The 18,654-nt window shown below is 48.7% G+C and carries 16 protein-coding genes and 1 pseudogene; 16 read left to right on the top strand and 1 reads right to left on the bottom strand.

Annotated elements, in window-relative coordinates:
- Window positions 1-16 precede the first annotated feature (16 nt).
- The 6 genes from HRM2_RS00810 to HRM2_RS00785 all read left to right on the top strand — a co-directional run bounded on the left by HRM2_RS00810 (window position 17) and on the right by HRM2_RS00785 (window position 6,723).
- Complete coding sequence (locus tag HRM2_RS00810) at window positions 17-730, top strand: ABC transporter permease (protein WP_232364157.1); 714 nt, start codon at window positions 17-19, stop codon at window positions 728-730.
- Window positions 730-1,803: an ABC transporter ATP-binding protein gene (locus HRM2_RS00805; RefSeq protein ID WP_012662539.1), complete on the top strand. Its 1,074-nt coding sequence runs from the start codon at window positions 730-732 to the stop codon at window positions 1,801-1,803. Before HRM2_RS00810 ends, HRM2_RS00805 begins: the two co-directional genes overlap by 1 nt.
- A gap of 89 nt (window positions 1,804-1,892) precedes the next feature.
- Complete coding sequence (locus HRM2_RS00800; protein ID WP_012662538.1) at window positions 1,893-3,293, top strand: alginate export family protein; 1,401 nt, start codon at window positions 1,893-1,895, stop codon at window positions 3,291-3,293.
- A 14-nt stretch (window positions 3,294-3,307) separates the two neighbouring features.
- Window positions 3,308-4,402, top strand: coding sequence for a formylmethanofuran dehydrogenase subunit E family protein (locus tag HRM2_RS24830; protein WP_012662537.1), 1,095 nt, complete (start codon window positions 3,308-3,310; stop codon window positions 4,400-4,402).
- A gap of 615 nt (window positions 4,403-5,017) precedes the next feature.
- Window positions 5,018-5,380, top strand: coding sequence for a helix-turn-helix domain-containing protein (locus HRM2_RS00790; protein WP_012662535.1), 363 nt, complete (start codon window positions 5,018-5,020; stop codon window positions 5,378-5,380).
- An 11-nt stretch (window positions 5,381-5,391) separates the two neighbouring features.
- Window positions 5,392-6,723: a type II toxin-antitoxin system HipA family toxin gene (locus HRM2_RS00785; protein WP_012662534.1), complete on the top strand. Its 1,332-nt coding sequence runs from the start codon at window positions 5,392-5,394 to the stop codon at window positions 6,721-6,723.
- On the opposite strand, the pseudogene HRM2_RS00780 reads toward HRM2_RS00785, so the two are convergent.
- Window positions 6,716-6,955: pseudogene (locus HRM2_RS00780) on the bottom strand (chorismate synthase); the annotation flags it as partial. The gene HRM2_RS00785 and the pseudogene HRM2_RS00780 overlap by 8 nt on opposite strands.
- 727 nt (window positions 6,956-7,682) lie before the next feature.
- On the opposite strand from HRM2_RS00780, the gene HRM2_RS00765 reads away from it, so the two are divergent.
- From HRM2_RS00765 to HRM2_RS00720, 10 genes are all read left to right on the top strand, one after another.
- Complete coding sequence (locus HRM2_RS00765; protein ID WP_012662532.1) at window positions 7,683-9,773, top strand: formate dehydrogenase H subunit alpha, selenocysteine-containing; 2,091 nt, start codon at window positions 7,683-7,685, stop codon at window positions 9,771-9,773.
- Window positions 9,766-10,383: a 4Fe-4S dicluster domain-containing protein gene (locus HRM2_RS00760; RefSeq protein WP_012662531.1), complete on the top strand. Its 618-nt coding sequence runs from the start codon at window positions 9,766-9,768 to the stop codon at window positions 10,381-10,383. Before HRM2_RS00765 ends, HRM2_RS00760 begins: the two co-directional genes overlap by 8 nt.
- Before the next feature lie 95 nt (window positions 10,384-10,478).
- Entirely contained in the window at window positions 10,479-11,873 is a 1,395-nt protein-coding gene (locus HRM2_RS00755) for a [FeFe] hydrogenase, group A (protein WP_012662530.1), read from the top strand.
- The gene (locus tag HRM2_RS00750; RefSeq protein WP_012662529.1) at window positions 11,866-12,405 is read left to right on the top strand and encodes a 4Fe-4S dicluster domain-containing protein; all 540 of its coding nucleotides are present in this window, start codon (window positions 11,866-11,868) and stop codon (window positions 12,403-12,405) included. The genes HRM2_RS00755 and HRM2_RS00750 overlap by 8 nt, the downstream gene beginning before the upstream one ends.
- A 12-nt stretch (window positions 12,406-12,417) precedes the next feature.
- Window positions 12,418-13,764, top strand: a complete 1,347-nt coding sequence (locus tag HRM2_RS00745; protein WP_012662528.1) for a sigma-54 interaction domain-containing protein — start codon at window positions 12,418-12,420, stop codon at window positions 13,762-13,764.
- 44 nt (window positions 13,765-13,808) lie between these two features.
- Window positions 13,809-14,768: an ABC transporter substrate-binding protein gene (locus HRM2_RS00740; RefSeq protein WP_012662527.1), complete on the top strand. Its 960-nt coding sequence runs from the start codon at window positions 13,809-13,811 to the stop codon at window positions 14,766-14,768.
- Window positions 14,769-14,794: 26 nt separating this feature from the next.
- Complete coding sequence (locus HRM2_RS00735; RefSeq protein WP_012662526.1) at window positions 14,795-15,571, top strand: ABC transporter permease; 777 nt, start codon at window positions 14,795-14,797, stop codon at window positions 15,569-15,571.
- Window positions 15,565-16,308: an ABC transporter ATP-binding protein gene (locus HRM2_RS00730; protein ID WP_012662525.1), complete on the top strand. Its 744-nt coding sequence runs from the start codon at window positions 15,565-15,567 to the stop codon at window positions 16,306-16,308. The genes HRM2_RS00735 and HRM2_RS00730 overlap by 7 nt, the downstream gene beginning before the upstream one ends.
- On the top strand, window positions 16,298-17,326 hold the full coding sequence (gene hydE, locus HRM2_RS00725; protein WP_202944677.1) for a [FeFe] hydrogenase H-cluster radical SAM maturase HydE: 1,029 nt from the start codon (window positions 16,298-16,300) through the stop codon (window positions 17,324-17,326). Before HRM2_RS00730 ends, hydE begins: the two co-directional genes overlap by 11 nt.
- A complete protein-coding gene (locus HRM2_RS00720; RefSeq protein ID WP_012662523.1) occupies window positions 17,323-18,651 on the top strand; it encodes a lyase family protein in 1,329 nt (442 codons plus the stop codon). The genes hydE and HRM2_RS00720 overlap by 4 nt, the downstream gene beginning before the upstream one ends.
- The last annotated feature ends 3 nt before the right edge of the window (window positions 18,652-18,654 follow it).

Here is an 18,654-nt window from a genome sequence, read left to right as displayed (position 1 = left end):
TACCCTGCTGTTGGTCATGGCCATTATTTCACTGTTTATTGTGCCTGATTTCACAGATATCTGGGAGAATCTATGGAGCGATGAAATGCAATTTTCCCTCAAACTTTCTATGGTTACAGGTTTTATATCCACGATATTGGTCATGATATTTGCCCTTCCCATTGGCTATACATTGTCACGATTTGATTTTATGGGCAAAGGATTTGTCAAAGCCATTATTGATCTGCCTGTGGCATTTCCTGAATTGGTCCTGGGCCTCTGCCTGCTGCTGCTTTTCGGTAACAGCATCATCAGCAAGTGGCTGGAAGTGATAGGGCTGAACTTTGTTTTCACAAAGCAAGGGGTGGTGGCAGCTCAATTTTTTACGGCCCTGCCCTATGCCAGCCGTATCATGAAATCGACCTTTGACTATATTGATCCCAGGCTGGAGTTTATTTCCCGTTCCTTGGGCTACTCCATGTTTGAAACGTTTTTAAATGTTTCCCTTCCCCTTGCCAACAAGGGGATACTGGCTTCCACGATCATTTCCTTTGCCCGGTGCATCGGAACCTTTGGTACGGTGCTGATTCTGGCGGGGGGATCATACATGAAGACAGAGGTCCTTCCCATAACTCTTTATTTGAATATATCCTATGGCAATATGGGAATGGCATTGACCAGCGGAATTGTTTTGATGGTCGTCTCCTTTGCAGCCATCTATGTGTTCGAAAGGGCAGAGGCCAACCTCTGATGTTTCTGGAAATTGAAGAACTGCAGATCAATCTGGGGGAATTTTATCTCCAGAATATTTCCTTTTCCCTGGAAAAGGGAGATTATTTAAGTATTATCGGTCCCACCGGATCAGGAAAGACGATCCTCCTGGAAAGTATCATTGGGTTCTGGTCTCCGGATAAGGGCAAAATTATCATTAACGGCGAAGATCTTACCCAGGAATTGCCGGAACGGCGACGTATCGGCATTGTATACCAGGACTATGCACTGCTGCCCCATTTTACCGTTTTTAAAAACATTGCCTATGGATTGAAAAAAATCCAGAAGCAGGGGATCGATGAAAAAGTGATGGCCATGGCCGCCTCCCTTCATATTGATCATCTCCTGCACCGCAAACCAGATACGCTTTCCGGGGGTGAACAGCAACGGGTCGCTCTTGCCAGAGCGCTTATTGTTGAACCCCGGCTTCTGCTCATGGACGAACCGTTTTCCGCCCTGGATCTCCAAACTCGCCATGAGGCCCGGCAGCTTCTCAAACAGGCCATTCAAGATCGGGGAACCACTGTCATTCACATTACCCACGACCTTGAAGATACCTGGGCTCTAGCCAACAAAGTTGCGGTGATAAAGGATGGACATTTAATTCAATTCGGTAGTCTGGAAGAAGTTTTTCACCGACCCGCCTCCCAATTTATCGCAACTTTTGTCGGTGTTAATATCCTTAATGGAGAAATCATTCGATGCACTGACGGGAAAAGCAATATCAATGTTAACGGTTTTGAGCTCAGTTCCTGTGACCAAGCCTGTGTTGGAAGTAATGTGAAAGTGGCCATACGCCCTGAAAATATTATTGTTTTTAAAGACCCGCCAGCTTCTGATGCCACACAGAATGTTTTAAAAACAACCCTGGTACAGATTGTCAATCAGGGAAATACCCTTATGCTGCATTTAAAATCATGGGAAACAATTATCAAAGTTCTGGTTACCCATAATGCGCTGGGAATACACAGACTCAGAAAAGGTGACGTGGTATACGCCCTTATTCGGCAGAGTGATATCAGAATTATACCGGTTCAGCTCCAGAATATGTAGATTTTAATTCATTGTCACAAGTAGATGTCAGGCGTTCTGAATTTAAGATATTATCGTCCGCACGTGTCGATTCTTTTTGGAGGGAAGAAATGAAAAAAAGCGTTTTTCCATGGAAGTACAGGGTCTTTTTATTGCTGGGTTTATTTGTTGGATTATTAGTGCCCATGGCAGGGCAGGGCTTGTTCTTGGCGCAGGCGCAGGAAGATACGGCATCTAAACTTATTTTTAGTGCGCAACTTCGGGCACGATATGAATTCCAAAATAGTTTCAACCAAAAATTTTATGGAGATAATCCAGGGGCAGGAAAGGCCAATGATGGATTTGTGTATGGAAGGCTACGAACTGGACTTGATTGGTATCCAACAGACAAGGTTCACTTTGCCCTGTGGGGACAACATGCGGATGCCTGGGGCTATGCACTGTCGGACGACGATTTTTACAACAAAACATTCAAAACGATCCATCATCCTCAAAAAGATTACTGGGAACTTTCGACAACCTACCTTGAGGTAAAAGACATCCTCAACACGGGCATGGGTATCAAGGCAGGACGTCAAAAATTTTCCTATGCAGACAGCCGGGTTTTCGGTCCGGGAGAGTGGGGAAACTCCGGGAGATGGGTCTGGGATGCCGTCAAACTGTCCTGGGTTTTTAATAGAGGATTTGTTGATGTTTTTTACGGCCAGACCATGCTGCATGAAATCAATCAATTCAGCGTTAACCATCGCCACGGCTATGAAAGCGTGGGGTTGTATGGCCATTTTGAGCTCTTGCAAAAACCGTTAGAAATCATTTTTGAACCCATGGTCTTCACCAAAAAGGATGATCATTCGAACTACACAGGAGAAGTTGACAAAAGATCGGGTACTCTGGATTCGTGGTACGCCGGTGCATACGTGAAGGCCTCCATGAAGGGGTGGAATTTGGAAGGAACCTTCCTTAAAGAGGAAGGTGATTATGCAAAGGATGATATTGATGCCTATGGCTATCATACAATGCTTGCTTATACCTTCTCCTCTGCCTGGAGACCTCGATTGGGCGTCGCCTACAGCTATGCCTCGGGCGATAGCGATCCCAGTGACGGAAAAAATGAAACCTTCCATGAAGCTTTTGGCGCCAAAGACAAAATGTATGGTCGAATGAACCTTTTTTCCTGGAGCAATTTGCAGGATTACGAAGCCAGCCTTACGGTGAAACCTCGCGAGTGGTTTTCGGTAAAAGGGGAAGTGCATCAATTCAAACTTGCCGATCGACATGACGCCTGGTCTCTCAACAAAAAACTTTACCAGGACAAAACCGGCGAAAGTGGTAATGACGTGGGCAAGGAAATTGATATTGTCGCAACGTGTAAATATTTCAAAAGTCATACACTTATGGCGGGGTTCGGTCACTTCTGGCCTGATGAATTTGCGGAAAAGGTCGCTTCCCACAAGCAGGCAACCTGGGCCTTTTTACAATGGGAATATAAATTCAAAACCCCTTTATTTTAAAAGGAGAATAAAGTATGTGGTTTCCAAACCGGTGTCATCAAGGGCATCTTCAAAGGTTTTCAGCCATCGGAATGTTTGTCGGTATTGTTATCCTGGGATTAAGTTTTGCTTCGACAGTCTCTGCCATGACAGACGAAGAGAATGCTGCTGTCGCAAAACATTGGCAGGAAAAACAGCAAAAATATGAAGAACTCGAAGATGCGATGAAAAAACCGTATAAGTCATTTGACGGTCCTCCTAAATATATTTATCGGGGCACGGATTCAATTGACAAGACAGGCACTTTCTATGCGCCGCTTCAGGAAGAGTGTGCGTATCTGCCGGAATTTGAGTCGATCTTTACTGAAGGAACGGCAGGACAGTACTTTAAATATACCCTGAAATTCGGCATGAAGGATATTATTCGTTTTCATGGCCATTCCTGTGAAGCGCTGTACTATACAGCCGCCATTTGTCGGCTGATTTGTGATCAAATGTTTCCCGACGGGGTTGTCGATCGGACCATCCTGCGAGGAATTGTGGGACAATCGCCCTGTATTGCCGACTCCATGGCTTATATTACCGGCGGGCGCTTACAATTTGGCACGCTGAGCATGGACCCGAGTTTAGGACATGCAGTCGTTATTCAGCGGATTGACACCGGGGAAACCTGGATGGGCGTGTGGAAAGACGGCATTCAATCCTGGAACGCGAAGAAAATCTTTGGCACTCCCAACAAGGCGAATCCCATTCCCTATAAACGATGGTCAAACTGGAAATATGAGCCAGAGACTCCAGCGGATCAGTTGGATGACTGTAAAATTTCATGGGACTATGATCAACCGGAACTGCTTCAACGATTACGGGACGTAAAAGATAATTTAAAATATCTCCCCAAAGGCCAGAAACCAACAATTGACGCAAATAATGTGAGGGAAGAGTTCAACTGGCTTCAGTACCGGCATTTGCGCGAAGTTTTCAAGCACCCCTTGGCGGAGAGCTTTCAGATCAAACAGGTGCCGAACTATAAATGGGAATACCCCCATGTCGAGCCATTATGGGTTCCCCGCTTGGATCAGAAAGCAAAATGGGCACCGTTTATGTCTCACCCCGAGCAAGTAGAGAAATAAGAAGCTGATGGCAACATAAACAACGTATCAGCCCGTGCCTCGAATGTGTCGGGACATATTTATCGTTTAAAAGGGACGGCCAGATTTAATATCGTGGGCAGAGTGCTTTGTTTTTCCTGTTCAATTCTTCACATGCCTTTGATGAAGCTCTTTGCGGCAGACCGGTACAAGTCTTTTGCCGTCCCCTTTTGTCTCACATCAGGCTGAACCCATAACCGTCATACATGTTTTTGGGTCCCAGATCGAGTTCTTTCAGCATAAAAATCAACTTTCGGACTTCAACTTTGATGATCAGAGTCAGGCTTGTTTTATTGGAGGCTGAATCTCTTATCAGGTTCCATGCTTTTAACAACATCTTGTCCGCTTTCCAAGCCGAACAAAAGTGCAATAATACAAACCTGCCCCCAGGTATGACCCCAGGTAAACAGCCAATCCCGAAAGTTGAGTAAGTAAATTAGAGTCGTTGTTTTTATTTGACAATTCGTCTGCCTTGGCGTAAAACTATACCTAAAGGTTAAGAAATTATTATTTATCACCATTAAACATACCTTTAAGTAAACTTAGAGTGGTTAATTTAAGCCCAAGTCACAACAAATAAAGACCAGAGGGAAAAAAATGAGCCTCTTTGGAGCGACAGACTCAGCCATAGCTGAAGATATCGGCGACAGATTAAAGACCCTGCGTCTTGATCGAAATTACAGTCAAAAGGAACTCTGTGAGTTAACCGGACTTTCTATAAAAGCCATCTTGAACGCCGAAAAAGGCAAGAGCAATATTGTGACATATATAAAAATTCTGAGGGCTTTAAATTGCCTTGATCATTTGGAAAATTTTATCCCGAAACCGGGTATCAGTCCAATGCAAATAGTCAAATCATCGAGTAAGAAACGTATTCGAGCGTCAAATAAGAAACAGACCCAAACGTCAGGCCGAAAACGTGTCAGAAAATCAGATGAGGACCGTACCCAGACAGAATAATGGAGGGCCTGATGGAATCGATAACAGCCGCATCTATCAAAATCTGGGGTGACATAGCTGGATATGTCGCCTGGGAAAAAGGTGAGCCTTGCGCCACTTTTGAATATGAACCCAAATTTTTAAGAAATGGCCTCGACCTGGCTCCCATGACAATGAACTTGCGGGATGCCAGACAGGGAGCCAGGTGGTCTTTTCCAGATATAGACCCCATGACCTTCCATGGTTTACCCGGGTTATTAGCCAGCAGTCTGCCAGATAACTTTGGAAACAAACTGATAGACTCATGGTTAGTGAGGCATGGTCGTGATCCCAAAACCTTCAATGCCATTGAACGACTCTGCTATATTGGTACCCGGGGAATGGGGGCACTGGAATTTTATCCGCAATTAAGTTCAAAACGCCTTGATCAGTCAATCACTGTTGATGTCAAAGAATTGATGGCGTTGGTCCAGGACGCATTAACGGAACGGACTCGCCTTGATGCCCGAATAGATGAGGGTACGGCTGATAAAGAGAAAGCAGAGGCTTTATTAGCTATCCTGCGGGTTGGAACGTCTGCCGGTGGCGCTGTTCCTAAAGCCATTATTGCAATAAATGACAAAGGACACGTTATTTCCGGCCAGTCCGATGTCCCCAAAGGGTATGAGCATTGGATTTTGAAATTTGACGGTATTTCGGAAGATAAACCAGACAAATTTGGTACATCCTTTGATAATGGCCGAGTAGAGTATGCCTACTACCTGATGGCCCAGGATGCCGGAATCAACATGATGGAATGTCGGCTCTTAGAAGAAAATGGAAGAGCTCATTTTATGACTAAACGATTCGATCGAGTAGGAAATGAAAAAATCCATGTGCTGTCACTGGCCTGTATGAGTCACCTGGGGTGGAACCCGGCAGGATCAGCCGGATATGAACAGGCATTTTATACGATGCGTATGCTTCGTATGACCTATGCCGAACAAGAACAGCAGTTTCGCCGGATGGTTTTCAATGCAGTCTCAAAAAACATTGATGATCACACAAAAAATATCAGCTATATGATGGATAAGGATGGCGTATGGAAACTGTCTCCAGCCTATGATCTCACCCTATCTTTTGATTCCACAGAATTATTCGGAGATCAGCATAAAATGACAATCAATGGAAAACAAAAAGATATCACCATTGAAGATCTTCTTAGTGTCGCTAAAAATATGGGAATCAAAAAAGGCAGCAAGATCATCGAACAGGTTAGAGATTCAGTAGCCCGATGGGATACCTTTGCTGGCCAGGCAGGGGTTCAAAAGGATGTTCGGAAACATATCTCTGATCTTCACATGAGTTTAAAAGACACTACTTGAAATAACGCCTTGTCCGGTGCTGGAGGAGGGTTTTGGCGTCCAGGTCTGCCACAGAGTTGACCCAGGCGACAATCTCAACGCCTGGACCGGTCTGTAAAAATTTTTCAGCGGTGGCCCCGCCGCAGATCCGTCCGATGGTTTCCCTGGCCAAGGATCGGCCTCCGCCGCTTGATGCCCGGATGCCGTATTTCATCTGGTAGGTATAGGAGGGCCGCAGGATATTCACCATGTCGGCATAGTCGTCGGGTCACTGGTCCTGGTTTGGAACTAAGGGCCCACTCAAAAATAACTTTACATTTTGGAGGCCAATTCATCCAGCCCTGACGCGTTGTGAAAATTCGGCGTATTCCTGATATGCCTGCATTTTCACGCCTTGCAGGGCAGGCGACTTGACCCCCAAAATTGGTAATTTATTTTTGAGTGAACCCTAAGAGGGAGATCGGGGTGCCTGAGGCACTTGCCATATGTCTCTCCTGAATATGTTAGATTTTAAATATCTGTCGGTTAAAAAAGCTTACTTCCTATGGATGATTGGTAAATCGTCCATAACTTATTTTTTTCCCAAATTTTCCAAAATCAACTTCCATTTTATAGGCTTGAGTCAAGAGCCCATAAGCCAACAAAGACCTGCTACCCAATGGCTGGTCTGGCTTCCAGAGCGGGGGTTCCAGTCGCTGAATCGCACGGCCCTGCCCAGCCCACAGGCAACGTGTCCATTGATCCCGCCCGATCCAGAAAAGCGATCCCCCCGATCCAGGAAAGATGAGCGGCAGAACGTGTAAATTTTGCATGCATGCGTGCTTTGCATGCATGCTTTTCAAATTAAAAGGAGATGGCTCAAATACAATTACGCTTATAAAACAGCATCATAGGATGTTTTCCACACATGGCACAGGACGTGCATATGCCGGCAACAGGAGTTAACAACAGCAGCATAATTATAAGCAAGGAGTATTGTAATGAGAGAGGTACAGACGACCTGTCCCTATTGTGGAACAGGTTGCAGCTTGGTTTTACAGGTGGAAGATAATAAAATTGTGAACGTTGTGCCGGCAAAGGGTAACAGCGTAAACCAGGGGCGGCTATGTTCAAAGGGGCATTTTGGCATGGAGTTTGTCCATAGCCCTGAACGATTAACCGAACCACTCATCCGAAAAGATGGCATTTTACAGCCCGCATCCTGGGATGAGGCCTATGACCTTATTGCAGAACGATTCTCCGCTTATAAAGAGACCTTTGGCCCCATGAGTATTGCGGGTTTCAGTTCTGCCCGCTGCAGCAATGAGGAAAACTACCTCATGCAGAAGCTTATGCGGGCAGGGGTCGGCACCAATTCAGTCGATCATTGTGCCCGTCTGTGACACGCTCCCACTGTGGCCGGACTGTCCACAACATTGGGAAGTGGCGCAATGACAAATTCTATTTGTGAACTGGACACAATGGGCAAAGGAGATCTCATCTTTGCCATTGGCACCAATACAGCGGCATGCCATCCCCTCATGGGGGTAGGAATGCTTGCGGCCGTGCAGAGGGGTGCCCGTCTGATCGTGGCCGATCCCCGTGCCATTACCCTGACCCAACATGCGGATCCATGGTTGCGCCTGAACCCGGGCAGCGATCTTGCCCTGCTCAACGGGCTTGCCCATGTGATTATTACAGAAGGGCTTGAGGATACATCTTACATAGCGCAGCATGTGGACGGATTTGAAGCCTTTAAAGCGCTTGTCGAGGTCTATACCCCTGACTATGTTGAGGCCATTACCGGAATTGGTGCGACCAAAATTATAGCCGCAGCCCGACTCATGACCGAGGCCGATAATATGTCTATCTATTACACCATGGGGATAACCCAGCATATCACCGGCGTTGATAATGTCACCGCTGTCTCCAACCTTGCCCTGCTCACGGGGAATATCGGCCGCCCAAAAACCGGGGTGAATCCGTTGCGGGGTCAAAACAATGTCCAGGGGTCCTGTGATATGGGCGCGCTTCCAGATGTGTTTCCGGGGTATCAAAAGGTGAATAACAAGGCGGTGCGTAAATCCTTTGAAAAGGCGTGGGGAGTAGACTTGCCTACGAAACCGGGGCTCACCGTTCCTTCTGTCTTTGAGGCAATTGAGCAGGATGCGGTAAAGGCAGTTTATGTTTTTGGAGAAAATCCCATGCGCAGCGACCCGGATGTGAATCATGTCCAGCATTGCCTTGAACACCTTGATTTCCTGGTCGTGCAGGATATCTTCATGACCGAGACCGCCCAGATGGCGGATGTGGTTTTACCCGGCGCCTGCTTTGCGGAAAAAGACGGCACCTTTACCTCCACTGAACGACGGGTTCAGCGGATTCGCAAGGCCGTGGAACCCTGCGGTGACGCTTTGCCTGACTGGAAAATTTTAGCTGATATCCTTGACCGTCTCGGCGTTCGGGCCACCTATGACCATCCTTCACAAATATTCGACGAGATGTGTGCCCTGACGCCCACCTACAGGGGCATGAACTATCAACGCCTTGAAACAGAGGCCCTGCAGTGGCCATGTCCCACCAAAGATCATCCAGGAACCCCCATCCTCCATGTGGACGGGCCAATGTCTGGAAAGGCGAAGTTTGCCCCTTCACATTATCGACCGCCGGCTGAAATGCCCGATGGGCAATACCCGCTCATACTCACAACCGGACGGGTTGTCACCCATTACCACACGGGAACCATGACACAGATGTGCTGGGGCCTGCACGGCGCTGACCCCCGGGAACGTGCTGAAATCCATCCAGAAGATGCCGATAAACTGGGCATTGAAGATGGGGACGCCATCCGGGTTTCTTCCCGCCGGGGCAGTGTGGAATGCCTTGCTCAACGAACGAAAAGGGTACCCCGGGGCCTTGTGTTTATGACCTTTCACTATTCAGAAAGTTCGGGGAATATGCTGACCACTTCAGCGTGTGATCCTGTCACCCAGACCCCGGAATTAAAATTTTGCAGTATTGCCATTGAAAAGATACTTCCCCGGGCGGACTTTGCCGCCCAGGGACACAAGGAGTTAAGTTATCATGAGTAAACATACCGATTCAGAAAAGGGCCTGTATATGAGGGCGGGAACCCGTCTGAACCCCTTTGTGGTGGCAGATGCCAACCTGTGCATCGGTTGCAGGGTCTGTGAAATCGCCTGTGCCTCAGCCCATACAAAAGGCGACGAGCTGCTGACCATAGGTAATATTAATACTCCCATTCAGCCGCGCCTTTACCTGGTTCGGGATGGACAGACAGCTGTACCCGTGCAATGCCGCCATTGCGAGGATGCTCCCTGCGCGCAGTCTTGTCCTGTTGATGCAATATGCCAGGTCGATGGTGTCATTCTAATCGATGATAAGCGTTGCATTGGCTGTAAGTCATGCATGATGGCCTGCCCCTTTGGCGCGATTGAACTGATGCCCCTTTATGATCAGGGACGCCCGGTGATCCAGCACCTTCCCCTGGATAATGATGAATGTAAACAGGCCTATTTTGCCAGTAAATGTGATCGCTGTGCCCATCTTGAGGAACCGGCCTGCATTGCCAACTGTACCCGGAACGCCCTGAAGATCTTTCAGCCGGAAAACCACAAGGACAGCCGCATGGTTGCCGCTGCAAAAAGTTTATCCCAGTTTGCTGGAAATTATTCGCATTAGTTTTTTATGGGTGAATGAAAATGATCTGGATAAAATGAATGATGAAAAATCAGAAATATTTGCCGTAGACAGGTTCGGTAATACAAGGAAAAAGTATGAAAGATGCTATTGTTGCAATAGATGAAGCGTTGTGCACAGGGTGCGGCAGGTGCAAGGAAATATGTCCAGTGGGGGCTGTTTCGGGTACACCTGGCCAACCCCATAAAATTGATCAAAAAAAATGTATCATCTGCGGACAATGTGTGCAGATCTGTTCGGGATATGAATCCATTCTCGAGGAATATGCCATTGACCGGGCCACTCGCTTAGAACAAAGGGGGATGCTTGATACGGTTCAAGAGCCTTTGTTTGCAGCCCACTACCGTGGAGATGTGAAAAAACTTCTGGCTGCCCTGGAAGATGAAAAGACCGTCACCCTGGTACAATGTGCACCCGCCGTACGCGTGGCGCTGGGTGAGGAGTTCGGACTTGCCTATGGGGTGCTTACGCCGGGAAAAATGGCCACCTCCCTTCGCAGGCTTGGTTTTGATCGCGTCTACGATACAAACTTTGCCGCTGACCTCACCATCATGGAGGAGGGGGCCGAGCTTCTTGCCCGGCTTGAGAAGAATGAGGGACTGCCCATGTTTACATCCTGCTGTCCCGGTTGGGTAAAGTATCTTGAAGATCATTATCCGGACCTGCTCCCCCACCTTTCCAGCTGCAAGTCTCCACAGCAGATGGGGGGCGTTCTCTTTAAGACATACGGTGCCGAACTTGCCGGGGTCGAGCCAGGCTGCGTGTACAGTGTTGCGATCATGCCCTGCACCTGCAAAAAATACGAGTGTGATCGAGACGGTATGGATTCCAGCGGTTTCAGGGATGTTGACCTTGTTATCACCACAAGGGAACTGGCTCAACTTCTGAAACATAAAGGAATCAAGTTTGCCGGCCTTGCTGATGGTGAGTTTGATCAGCCCCTGGGGGCATACTCGGGTGCGGGCAATATCTTTGGCAGCACAGGCGGGGTAATGGAGGCCGCATTGAGAAGCAGTCTGGAGCTTGCAACGGGAGTGCCCCTTGACAGTGTGGAACTAAACTATCTGCGGGGTGGTGAAGGATTTCGAGTGGCCCAGGTGGAACATCAGGGGGTTCAACTCAAGGTCGGTATTGTGGCAGGTATTCAACATGTGGCACCGCTGCTTGATAAAATCCAACAAGGGGAGGCCGATTTTCACTTCATCGAAGTGATGTGTTGCCCCCTGGGATGTGTCAGTGGTGGGGGTCAGCCGAAGACGGTTCTTCCCCAGCAACGCATCCATGCCACCCAGGCGCGTAAACAAGCGCTCTATCGGCATGACAGCGGACTTGAGCTGCGCAAATCCCATGAGAATCCTCAGATACAGCAACTCTACAAGGACTTTCTTGGCGCACCCCTGGGAGAAAAGTCCCACCATTTATTGCATATTAACTACAGCGACGCTGAACACTGTGGAGGAGATCATGAATAGTTTTGTTGTGGGGGATCCACGTCTGTGCATCGGCTGCAAGGCCTGTATCATTGCCTGCGCCAAGGCGCACCGGGAAAAGGGGAAAGACAAGGAATATGATCATCCCTTCCACCCCCGACTGTCCCTTGTTGAAACCCCTGGAATAACCATTCCCGTTCAATGCCGGCATTGTGAAGACTCACCCTGTGCCCAGGTCTGCCCGGTGAATGCCATCATACAAAAAGGCAACCATATTGACGTGATCGATGAACTTTGTGTAGGATGCAAAAGTTGTGTTTTAGCGTGCCCGTTTGGCGCAATTTCTGTGACCGAAAGACCAGCCCTTGGTGCGGGTTTTCGGTTGGAAATCCATGGAGGGGAGGACTCCTGTGAAAAGCAGATCTTTCGGGTTGAAAAATGCGATCTTTGCGGAGACGATGAAGATCCTGCCTGTATCAAGGTCTGCCCTGCATCCGCCCTTCGATTGGTGCGTGGCGAACAGCTTGAAGAAAAAAAAATGAGCCGCAGGAAGCTCAGTGCAAAGCGCCTGTAAGGTGGAGTTAAAATGGCAGAGCAAAACGAACAACAAGAGATCCTCAGAAGATTTCAGCCGGATGGTACCATCACCTATGTCAATGATGCGGCTTGCCGTTTCTACCAAAAGGAACGCCATGAACTGGTGGGCTATAATCTTGCCTTCTTTTTAACGAACGTTGAAAAAGAAGCGATTATGGAGGCCATTTTCTCCATCACCCCGGAAGAACCCATGGTTATCACCCGTCCCAATTTTGTTCCCACCGACGGGGGCATTCGCTGTGTTGAATATGAAAACAGAGGCGTGTTTGCCCCTGATGGTACGGTTCTTGAGTATCGCTCTGTGGGACGTGAGATCGGTGAAATAAGACCTGGAGATCAGGGGAATGGCAGCGGGGGCACTTCGGGTACAGGCATAGAGAAAAAAGGGCCAAGATATTTAGAGCAGAAAAGTGTCGGTATCTTCTCGGCAGAGATGCTCGAAGTCATTGAGCATGCCGAGAAATATCATCAGGATCGCAGCATCCCCGTGTTGATTGAAGGCGAGACCGGTGTTGGCAAGGAGGTGGTCGCAAGGCTTATTCACTTTGGCGGCAGAGATTCCCTTCTTCCCTTTATGGATATTAACTGCACCGCTCTTTCTTCAAATCTTTTTGAAAGTGAGCTTTTTGGCTATGAAGCAGGGGCCTTTACAGGGGGCGTCCAGCGGGGGCAAAAGGGAAAACTTGATTGCGCCCGGGGCGGCAGTCTCTTTTTAGACGAAATTGCCGAAATCCCCATGGATTTGCAGGCCAAACTGCTTCGTGTTCTGGAAGAAAAAAATTTTTACAGGGTCGGCGGCCTCCACAAGGTCGCCACCGACATTCGGGTTATTGCCGCCACCAATGTCGGATTCAGCCAGCATATGCGGGAAGGCAAATTCAGAAAAGACCTCTATTACAGATTAAAGGTGGGGCATATTCGCATTCCCGCCCTCCGTGAAAGACCCGATGATATTTTACCCCTTGCCCGGATGCTCCTGGCTGATTTCAGCGCTAAACGGAAAAAAGACTTTCAAGGATTGAATGAGGAATGTGAACAACTCTTTGTTCGCCATCCATGGCCAGGCAATATAAGGGAGCTGAAAAATCTGATCGAGTGGGCGACCTTTATGTATGATGACAAACTGCTGCGGCCTGAACATGTGGCCCACAGACTTGAGACTTTTGACGAACCCGCCACGGCCCTTCCCGCATCCACAACCCACCCGGCAAGTATGATTACCGTGGCAGATATCCAGGCAGCCCTTGCCAATAGTTCCGGAAATAAAACCCAAGCGGCAAAGTCTTTGGGCATCTCCATAAGAACCTTGTACAATCGGCTGCAAAGAGGTAGGTAAGCATAAGGCCAAAACTATTATTGTGTTCGCAAAAAGGAAGCACCATGAAACGATTCAAAATACTCTTGATTTCTCTGGTTATTACAATAATTGCTGTGTCTGTCAGTGCCGGAGGGCAGAAAGAACCTGCGGATGTAACACAGCTCAACATCTCCTATGTCAAATCTCCCTTTAATCTACAGGTAATGGTACTGAAAGAGAGACAGATGCTCGAGAAAGCGTTTGCACCTGAAGGGATAACGATAAAATGGCATGAAATTAATTCAGGTGCCAAACAGGCCGAAGCCATGGCTGCCGGTTCCCTTGATATTGCATCTGTCATGAATACGGCTTCTGTCATTATTGCCAATTCTGCCGGTAATGAAATCGATATAATAGATATTGTAAGCAGACCCGAGCAGACCTTTGCAGTGATGGTTATGGATGACGGGCCCCGGAGTGTTAAGGATCTGTCCCATTGTGTTGTCGCCGGGCCCAAGGGTACGGTTCTTCATCAAATGCTGGCAGCCATCGAAGAAAAAGAAAACCTGGAAGATGTACAGCTGGTCTCAATGAGTTTACCCCAGTCCCAGGCAGCCCTTATATCCAAAAATGTTGATGCTGCACTGCTGGCAGGGTCTCTGATCATAAAAACACAGAATGCCGGCGGGCGGGTTCTGACCACATCAGAGGGATATGTTACTCCCCTGCTTGTCAGTGCCAGTCCCCGGCGTTTTGCCCAAAATCATCCAGAGATCATTGACCATTTCACTTCGGTTCAGCAACAAGCCTACACTTTCATACAGAACAATCTTTCACAAGCAATTGCCATAGGGGCCAGGGCACAGAATCTTGACAGTGACGAAGCCAAAGATCTCTATAATCGATCCGGGATTGCATCCAGTTTTACGGCGGATGATCTTTCCGGTCTTGCCCGGGATATAGCGTTTCTAAGAAATTTGAATATGATAGAAAATGATTTAGAGGCATCGGAAATGCTGGGTGACAATTTAAATGTTCACTGAAATTGTCAGGTCAAGATATCATAAACATGAATAGAACAGCCATGGGAACGTTTGAAACGCTGATCATACCGCTTTTAATTCTTGTTCTCTGGACACTGGCGTCTTCTTTTCAGTGGGTTAATCCCTATCTGCTGCCCTCTCCCGGCAGGGTTTTTCTTGCCGCCTGTCATCTGGCTGAAACCGGAGAACTTGCAAAACACCTGATTGTCAGTTTTAAAAGAGTGCTTGCCGGATTTTCGGTTACACTGGTGATTGCGGTTCCTTTGAGTTTTCTTATCTATATTCTGCCTGTATTTAAACGGCTTTTGAGAGTTCCCCTTGAATTTCTACGCTCAGTACCGCCGATTTCCACGATTCCCCTGCTTATATTGTGGTTCGGAATAGGAGAAGCATCAAAAATGGCCGTTATTGTAATGGCATCTTTTTTCCCTGTTTTTCTTAACCTTATGGGGGGGCTCAATACCATTGAAAAAGAGTGGCAGGAGCTCTCGGAGACGTTGAAGTTCAACCATGCCGAATACATTCGCTATGTGCTTTTCCCCGGAGCGTTCCCTTCGTTTCTGACAGGCATTCAGCTGGGATTGAGTTACTGCTGGAGAGCGCTGATGGGCGCTGAAATGATAGCAGCCGCTTCAGGGCTGGGTTATCTTATCCTGGATTCCCAGGAAATGGGTCGAATTGACAAAGTTTTTGTCGGCATAATCACCTTGGGTATTTGCGGCATCGTCCTGGATCGCGTTCTTATTAAACTGTTTAACCGGCTGATTCCCTGGAAAGACCTTGAGGTAGAACATAAATGGTAGGAAATGCGCCAGAAATAAGAATTGAAAATCTGAACAAGATTTATGGGAGTCACGAGGAGGCGGTTACAGCGGTCAAAAATGTTTCCATGACGCTTGCGCCCGGTTCTTTTACGGCCCTGGTCGGTTACAGCGGCTGTGGCAAAACAACGCTTCTCCGGCTTCTTGCCGGACTGGAAAAACCCTGCTCCGGTTCCGTCTGCGTGTATCCGGATCATACTTACCCAGCGGTCATGTTTCAAAACCCCTGCTTGCTCCCCTGGATGACAGTACGCAGAAACCTGCTGGTTGCCCTGCGGCACCGGCTTGACTGGAAACACAATAAAAAAGAAATCGGGCAGCGGGTGAACGCAGCCCTTGAACGGGTCGGGCTCAGGGACAGAGAAAAGGCTTTTCCCCACGAATTGTCAGGGGGTATGGCCCAGAGAGCAAGTCTTGCAAGAGCCCTGTGTCAGGAATCCGGTTTTCTCCTGATGGATGAACCTTTTTCGTCCCTTGATGCGCTTACCCGGGCAAAACTTCAGAAAGACCTCAAAGGCATCTGGTACAAGAAAAAATGCACCATCCTGTTTATTACCCATGATATTTCAGAAGCCCTTTTTTTGGCTAAACGAATTTTGATTATGAACAACGGGTGTATTACAGCAGACCTGACGGCTGATACGTTAAATCAGTATGATGATGCCAAAGCTGTAATTCTCTCTTTAATGAATGGTAAAACAAGAAAAAATGAAAACTAACCCCAAGGCCCTGGGTCCCGCAGAATTGACAGAACTCTTTTACAACGCCACAACAGCCGAACTGGCAACTATGGGAAATAAGATTTGCACCCAGGTCCATGGCAGAAACGTTCTGCTCCGCGGACTCCTGGAATATACCAACTACTGTGTCAGCAACTGCCTGTACTGCGGTATCCGCCGGGAGAATCGGAAGGTACAACGCTACCGGATTAAAGAAAACCGCCTGCTTGAAGTGATTCAAGCCGGTTTCGACAGGGGGCTTCGTACCTTTGTCATTCAAGGGGGAGAGGATCCTTGCTATCCTGTGGAAAGAATCTGCCGACTGGTTGAAGCGATCAAACAGAAAACCCGGGGAGAGGCCGCTGTAACCCTCAGCTGCGGAATGCGCAGCAGAGAAGAGTATGGAGAGATGGTACAGGCGGGGGCAGACCGTTATCTGATCCGTTTCGAGACCTCTGATCCAAAGCTGCACGCCTGCCTGCGGGACGGTAAAACCCTGAAAGACCGACTGCAGGCCCTTGAGGATACCCGTACGGCAGGTTTTCAAACAGGCAGCGGCTTTATGCTGGGACTCCCCGGAGAAACGCCAGAAGTCAGACTGGAAAACATATTACTCTGCCAGAGACTGGAATTGGATATGGTTGGAATCGGCCCCTTTATCCCCCATCCAGATACCCCCCTGAAGCATGTGAAGCAACACCCCATTGAGGATTCCATCCGGGGAGTGGCACTTCTGCGCCTGGCCCTGCCCCAGACCCATATCCCCGCTACAACAGCGGCGGGAACCCTGCAGCCTGACGGCAGGGAACAGATGATCGCTGCGGGAGCCAATGTTCTGATGCCCAATATAACACCGGCGGATTTCAAGAAGGACTATCTGCTCTATCCCGGTAAAATCTGTCTTGATGAAAGCGGGATTCACTGCATCAACGACCTGTCCAGTCGGGTCAGACCCCTGGACAGAGAACTTTGTTTTGACCGGGGAGATGCCCCCCGAATTGCAGGGATGAGACAATGATTCTATACGGAGAAGAGACAAAAAAAGCCCTGATTCTATTCGGCCCCGGCCAGACCGCCCGGGAGATGATACGCGCCTATGGGGAAGTCAAACTGGCGGCTATCCGGGCGCAGCAGGAGAGCTCAGGACTCTATCCTGGGGACTATTTTCCCCTGCTGGAAGAGACGGCAAAAGAGATCATCGAGGGCCAACTGGATGCCCAGTTTCCCCTTCCCTTAAGTCAGGGGGGAGCGGGAACCAGTTTCCATATGAATCTGTGCGAAGTCCTCTCAGAGGGGACCAACAGAAAATATAAGGGTGATTTCAAGGCCCATCCCCTGGATCACCTGGCCCGTTTTCAGTCCACCAATGACACCTTCCCCACGGCGGTAACCCTTATGACCTTCCGCTACCTGGAACAGGTGGAACAGAAGGTTGTCTGTCTGCAGGAGCAGCTTGTAAGCCGTGAGACCCTGTATGAGGAGTGGCTGATGTGCGGTCGTACGGAACTTCAGGATGCCCTTCCCATGACCCTGGGGCAACTCTACTCCGCCTGGGCAGGTCCGGTGGAAAGAGACCGCTGGCGCCTGAATAAACTCAAAGAAAGGCTCAGAACCATCCCCCTGGGGGGTACAGCCATCGGAACAGGGTATTCGGCCCCGCGGAACTATGTCTTTTCAGCAGAAAAACATCTTCGGCGGATTACGGGCCTCCCTCTCTGCCGGAGCCAGAATCTCTGCGACCAGGTCGCCCATACGGACAATCTGGCCGAATGCGCCGCAGGCCTTGGTCTCTGCGCAGATAACCTGTACAAGATGTGCAGTGATATGCTGCTCTACAGCTCCTCACTCAGCGGAGAGATCCGGCACAAGGAAATGCAGTACGGTTCTACCATCATGCCGGACAAGAGCAACCCTGTTCTGCTGGAACTGATCAGAGGCTTGAGCATGGAGTGCGCCTCCTCCGCCGCGCTTATCAGAGAGTACAGCCGCTCGGGACAGATGCAGCTCAATGCCAATCTGCCGTTCCTGGCCGAGCAGATGATCCGTCTGTTCCACAGCCTGACAAGGGCCCTGGACTGCGCCGCAGGTCCTCTCATGGACGCCCTGGAGCCGGACAGGGAAAAAATGGAAGCCCGCCTGGCAGTGAGTCCGGCCCTTTTGAATACCCTGAAAGATGTTCTGGGTTACAGTCGGCTCAAAGAGCTGATTCCCCGGATTAAAGCGGCCTCCCCGTCGAACAGGGATGCATTGATACTATGGCTGAATCAGAATACCGGCCTCAGTAAGGCGTTTCTGCACGATAAATTCAACTACTTCAACCTAACCGGTTTTACAAAGGAGTAACCC

The organism is Desulforapulum autotrophicum HRM2 (genome assembly GCF_000020365.1).
In the GTDB taxonomy this organism is placed as follows: Bacteria; Desulfobacterota; Desulfobacteria; order Desulfobacterales; family Desulfobacteraceae; genus Desulforapulum; species Desulforapulum autotrophicum.
The sequence above is the reverse complement of the archived record's forward strand: the minus strand, read 5'-3'. Positions and strand labels throughout refer to the sequence as shown.

What these genes read in the sequence shown, in the direction of transcription:
- HRM2_RS00810 (WP_232364157.1), top strand. Translation starts at nt 17, where the DNA reads ATGGCCATTATTTCACTGTTTATTGTGCCTGATTTCACAGATATCTGG.
- HRM2_RS00805 (WP_012662539.1), top strand. Translation starts at nt 730, where the DNA reads ATGTTTCTGGAAATTGAAGAACTGCAGATCAATCTGGGGGAATTTTAT.
- HRM2_RS00800 (WP_012662538.1), top strand. Translation starts at nt 1,893, where the DNA reads ATGAAAAAAAGCGTTTTTCCATGGAAGTACAGGGTCTTTTTATTGCTG.
- HRM2_RS24830 (WP_012662537.1), top strand. Translation starts at nt 3,308, where the DNA reads ATGTGGTTTCCAAACCGGTGTCATCAAGGGCATCTTCAAAGGTTTTCA.
- HRM2_RS00790 (WP_012662535.1), top strand. Translation starts at nt 5,018, where the DNA reads ATGAGCCTCTTTGGAGCGACAGACTCAGCCATAGCTGAAGATATCGGC.
- HRM2_RS00785 (WP_012662534.1), top strand. Translation starts at nt 5,392, where the DNA reads ATGGAATCGATAACAGCCGCATCTATCAAAATCTGGGGTGACATAGCT.
- HRM2_RS00760 (WP_012662531.1), top strand. Translation starts at nt 9,766, where the DNA reads ATGAGTAAACATACCGATTCAGAAAAGGGCCTGTATATGAGGGCGGGA.
- HRM2_RS00755 (WP_012662530.1), top strand. Translation starts at nt 10,479, where the DNA reads ATGAAAGATGCTATTGTTGCAATAGATGAAGCGTTGTGCACAGGGTGC.
- HRM2_RS00750 (WP_012662529.1), top strand. Translation starts at nt 11,866, where the DNA reads ATGAATAGTTTTGTTGTGGGGGATCCACGTCTGTGCATCGGCTGCAAG.
- HRM2_RS00745 (WP_012662528.1), top strand. Translation starts at nt 12,418, where the DNA reads ATGGCAGAGCAAAACGAACAACAAGAGATCCTCAGAAGATTTCAGCCG.
- HRM2_RS00740 (WP_012662527.1), top strand. Translation starts at nt 13,809, where the DNA reads ATGAAACGATTCAAAATACTCTTGATTTCTCTGGTTATTACAATAATT.
- HRM2_RS00735 (WP_012662526.1), top strand. Translation starts at nt 14,795, where the DNA reads ATGAATAGAACAGCCATGGGAACGTTTGAAACGCTGATCATACCGCTT.
- HRM2_RS00730 (WP_012662525.1), top strand. Translation starts at nt 15,565, where the DNA reads ATGGTAGGAAATGCGCCAGAAATAAGAATTGAAAATCTGAACAAGATT.
- hydE (WP_202944677.1), top strand. Translation starts at nt 16,298, where the DNA reads ATGAAAACTAACCCCAAGGCCCTGGGTCCCGCAGAATTGACAGAACTC.
- HRM2_RS00720 (WP_012662523.1), top strand. Translation starts at nt 17,323, where the DNA reads ATGATTCTATACGGAGAAGAGACAAAAAAAGCCCTGATTCTATTCGGC.